The 4,270-nt window shown below is 69.1% G+C and carries 3 protein-coding genes; all 3 read right to left on the bottom strand.

Annotated features, from left to right (window positions below):
- On the bottom strand, nucleotides 1-2,365 hold a 2,365-nt coding region (locus tag VFB40_RS10070), incomplete at its 3' end, for a beta propeller repeat protein (protein WP_324849226.1).
- A 381-nt stretch (nucleotides 2,366-2,746) separates the two neighbouring features.
- Entirely contained in the window at nucleotides 2,747-3,505 is a 759-nt protein-coding gene (locus tag VFB40_RS10065; protein WP_324849224.1) for an LLM class F420-dependent oxidoreductase, read from the bottom strand.
- A gap of 123 nt (nucleotides 3,506-3,628) precedes the next feature.
- Nucleotides 3,629-4,270 (bottom strand): ATP-binding cassette domain-containing protein (locus VFB40_RS10060; protein WP_324849222.1); only part of this gene is annotated, 642 nt, incomplete at its 5' end.

Raw genomic sequence — 4,270 nt, 5'->3', positions numbered from 1 at the left:
TGGCGCTCGCGCTCGGGCTGCCGGTCGACGAACCGCTGGGGTCGCCGTACATGATGCCGCGGCCGTTGGTGCCCACGTATACGCGCCCGTAGATGCGCGGGTCGCCGGTGATCGCGGCGCCGGCGTTGCCCCACTGGTGCGCGTTGTCATTGATCCGGGTCCAGGTCGCGCCGGTGTCGTCGGAGCGGAAGATGCCCTGCACGCCGTTCACGGTCGCGATCGCGTACAGCGCCGGGTAGCCGCCGGAGACCGCCGACTTGCCGAAGCCGAGGTTGATCGCCGCCGACACGGTGGTCAGCTTGGTGAAGCTGGCGCCGGAGTTGGTCGAGTGCCAGATCCCTGACACGCCGGAGGAGTCGCCGCCGGTCACCCAGACGTCCCCGGCCGTGCCCGCGACCGCCTTGATGTACACGGTGCCGGTGGCCGGCAGCCCGGTGGCCGCGGAAGCGGTAAAGCTCACGCCGCCGTTGGTGCTGACATAGAAGGTCCCGGCCGAGTAGCCGTAGTACACCTTCGGATTCACCCGGTCCGAGGCGATCACGGCGCCGGCCGGAATGCCCGTGGAGGCGGTCCAGGAACTGCCGTAGGTGGTGGTGTAGTAGACGCCGGCGCCCTTCGGGCTCCACAGCGCCGAACTGGCGTCCGCCGCGATCGCACCCTGGCCACCGCCGGTGACTCCAGGCGGCTCCGCCGACGCCTGGAACCAGCTGCTGCCGCCGTTGGTGCTGAACGCGAACCGATACACGTTCGCGTTGCTGCTCTGCGTCTTGTCGACGTCACCGGTCCGGATGATCGTGGCCGGCTGCAGCTCGGCGTAATCGACGCTGTCACCGCTGGACAGGTTCGGCGAGGTGAACATCGAGGACGGCACCGAGGTCAGCGAGGTGTGCACGAAGCCGTCCAGGTCGCCGAGGGCTGAGATCAACGGCGCCGAACCGGTGGGCGGGCTGATCAGACCGTTGACGGCGGTCTCCTCGAGGCCGCTGACGAAGGGTTTGATGGTGAAGCTGGTGCCCGAATCCCAGTTGGTCAGGTTCGTGGTGCCGAACAGCGTCGCGCCGGTGCCGTAGAACATCCGGTTGGAGTTGAACGGGTCGATCGCCAGGCCCTCGGTCATCCAGCCCAGCTTCGGCGACTCGACCGGCTCCTGCGTCGTCGTGCCGAAAGAGAGCCAGGGTGTCGCGGAGGCGTCGAGCGTGTACGCGTCGGCGCGGTTCGGGTAGCTGGTGTAGCTCCAGGCCTGCTTCCACGTCGTGCCGCCGTCGGTACTACGCCAGATATACGTGTCCGGCCACCATGAGCTGTACCCGGTGACCATGATCGTGCCCGGATGCTGTGCGTCGATCGACAGGCCGCTGTAACCGAAGTAGTCGTTGCTGGTGTCCGAGGACTTCACCGGGCTGATCTGCGTCCAGGTGCCGGTGGCCAGCGCGTACTTCCACACATCTCCCGACGAGCCGTCATACGGCCCGCCCTTGTTGCTGGTCGCGATGTAGAGGATCCCGTTGGTCGCGTCCACCACGCCGTTGTGCGCCATGAATCCGGTGGGCTGCCCGGCCACCCGTGACCAGGTCGCGCCGCCGTCAGTGCTCTCATACACGGTGTTCTGCAGGTCGGCGACCCCGACGAAGATGGTCTTGGTCGGGCTGCCGGACGTTCCGGTCGCCTTGTCGAACGCGACCCAGGTGACGCCCTGGTTGTCGCTGAGGTAGCCGGTGGTGTCGGTGGAGTCCTGCGCGTAGTTGCCCACGTTCGGGAAGTTGGCGACCTGCGACCAGGTCACCCCGGAGTCAGTGGACTTCCACAGCCCCTTGCCGCTGGGCGCGCCGAAGTACAGCACGTTGTCGTCGTTCGGGTCCACGGCGAGCCGCTCGCCCATGCCGCGGCCGGGCATGTTGCCGCCGAGCTTGAACGGCAGCGCGGTCGCGGTCCAGGTGTTGCCCTGGTCCGCGGAGCGCAGGATGGAGCCGTTGTTCGGGTCCCAGGAGTTGGTGTACATCCCGACCGCGGCCCAGACCTTGTTGGTGTTGATCGGGTCGGCCGCCACGGACACCGCGCCCATTTCGCCCCAGTTGGATTGGCCTACCCAGTCCATCAGCGGGGTCCACGAGCTCGAACTCTGATTCCACCGGTACACGCCGCCGATGTCGGTGCGGGCGTAGACGATGTTCGCGGCCCCGGTGTTGAACACGATGTCCGGGATGAAGCCGCCGCCGCCGATCGCCACACTGTTCCAGTTGTACGCGGTGGTGGCCGGGGTGGCCGCCATCGCGGGCGCGGCCGCGGCCTGCACCAGGATCGGGCTGATCGCCGCGGCGGCCGCCGTGGCCGCGGCCAGCGCGGCTTGGACGAACCTTCTTCGCATGGGTGTTGAAGCCTCCGCCTTCTCGGTTCGAGCGCGCTTGGGCGGAGGGCCGTGCGGGAGGAGAGTCACCTCCGGTCTGCGGGCTGGTCCGTCGAAGCGCTTCGATTGCTGTAGCGCCCGGGAGCGTAGAAGCGAAGCAGTCCGGTGGCAATATCGTCGAAGCGCTTGCCAGGCTCGGTAGCGCCCCATGTCGCAGGCCCGGCCCCGGCCTGCGGCCCCGCCGCGGCGGCGGTGACCTGAAACTTTCGCTCCGGGCCTCGCCCCACGCCGTCGCCGTCAGCCGCCGTATAACAACGAAGCGCCCTGCGAACCGGTGCCGCAACCGGTCCGCAGAGCGCTCGAGCGATCTACCCGCGTCAGTGCGCGGACACGCCCGCTAGCTCACCCGCGGGCGTGCTGGAGCAGCCGCTCCACCGGCTTGAGCTCGAACGGTACGTCCGAGCCGACGATGAGGTGCGTCGCCCCGGCGTCGAGGTACTCCTCGAAGTTGTCGACCTCGTTCGGGTCGATCATCACGGTGCGGTCGATCTGCGCGGGGTCGCGGCCCAGCTTCTCGCACCACTCGTTGAGCACCGAGTTCTTGTGCGCGAAGTTGGCCGCGGGCCCGAAGGAGTTCCACAGGTCGGCACGCTCGGCCACGATCCGCAGCGTCACCTTCTCGCCCGACCCGCCGATCATCAGCGGGATGTTCTCGCCGGAAGGGTTGAGCTTTGCCAGGCGCGCCTCGATCCGCGGCAGCGTCTCACGCAGCGCCCGCAGCCGCTCCGGCGCGGTGCCGAACTCGTACCCGTACTCGTTGTAGTCGCGCTCGAACCAGCCGGAGCCGAGGCCGAGGATGAGCCGCCCGCCGCTGATCTGGTCCACGGTGCGGGCCATGTCGGCGAGCAGGTCGGGGTTGCGGTAGCTGTTGCAGGTCACCAGCGCGCCGAACTGTGCGTGCGAGGTGTCCGCGGCGATCGCGGCGAGCATGGTCCAGCACTCGTAGTGCGCGCCGGCCGGGTCGCCGTAGAGCGGATAGAAGTGGTCCCAGGTCCAGATCGTGTCGACGCCGAGCGCGTCGGCTTCCTTCCACGCCGCGCGCAGCTGCGCCATCTCGCAGTGCTGCGGCCGCAGCTGCACGCCTACTTTGAACCGTGCCATGAATGAACGCCTCCAGGGCGGTTGCTCGATGATCTGATCCTCATCCCATCACGCTTCGGATCGTCCCCGCCACCCGGCCGTCCCGCCCGGCTCGGTCCCACGCGGTCTTGGTCCGATATGGTCTTAGTCCCACACCGGCTCGGGCACCTCGGCCACCTTCCCGTCGCCGCTCAGGTGCAGGAACCGGTCGAAGGAGCGGGTGAACCAGCGGTCGTGCGTGACCGCGATCACCGTTCCTTCGAACCCTGACAGCCCGGCCTCCAGCGCCTGCGCGCTGGCCAGGTCGAGGTTGTCGGTGGGCTCGTCGAGCAGCAGCAGCGTGGCCCCGGACAGCTCGAGCAGGAGGATCAGGAACCGGGCCTGCTGGCCGCCGGAGAGGGTGTCGAACCGCTGGTCGCCCTGCGCCGCCAGCTCGTAGCGGTTCAGCGTGCTCATCGCGGCGTCGCGCGGCAGGCTCGGCCGGCGCGCGTCGCCCTGCCAGAGGATCTCGACGAGCGTGAGCCCGGTCAGCTCCGGCCGGTCGTGCGTCTGAGAGAAGTGCCCCGGCACGACGCGGGCCCCGAGCCGCGCACTCCCGTGATGCGCCACCGCCGCCAGCCCGGCGCCCGGTTGCGCGACGTCCTCGTCGTGACTGTCGTCCGACGCGTCGAGCCGCAGCATCGCAGGGTCCGGATCCGTCCCGCCGCGCCCGAGCAGCCGCAGCAGATGCGACTTGCCGGTGCCGTTCGCGCCGAGCACCGCGACCCGGTCGCCGTACCAGACCTC

It is taken from the genome of Actinocrinis sp. (assembly GCF_035650855.1).
Lineage (GTDB): Bacteria > Actinomycetota > Actinomycetes > Streptomycetales > Catenulisporaceae > Actinocrinis.
The sequence above is the reverse complement of the archived record's forward strand: the minus strand, read 5'-3'. Positions and strand labels throughout refer to the sequence as shown.